Raw genomic sequence first — 266 nt, forward strand, 5'->3', positions numbered from 1 at the left:
CATCAACGTCAGCGGGGTCCAGGTTCTGCAGGACCCGTCGGATCGTTGACTCTGAGGGCAGGGCCTGGCCCGCCTCCACCCCCAAAGACCGCAGGTCGGCGCTGGTCAGGTCGGTGGTGTGCTCCCATATCGCCGTCAGGCTCCGGCAGCCGGCCAGCACTCCGGTCACGGCCAGGGACAGTACCGTGGGCAGGTCATGGCGCACGCCCCGACGGTCCCTGGGATCAGCCACGTTCCTGAGAACCTGGACCAGGGGCTGGCGCGAC

General features: G+C 69.2%; 1 protein-coding gene. It reads right to left on the reverse strand.

Annotated elements, in window-relative coordinates; genetic code table 11:
- On the reverse strand, positions 1 to 266 hold a 266-nt coding region (locus HMPREF2883_RS14975; protein ID WP_256277278.1), incomplete at both ends, for a transposase family protein.

This window comes from Actinomyces sp. HMSC075C01 (assembly GCF_001812965.1).
Classification (GTDB): domain Bacteria; phylum Actinomycetota; class Actinomycetes; order Actinomycetales; family Actinomycetaceae; genus Actinomyces; species Actinomyces acetigenes.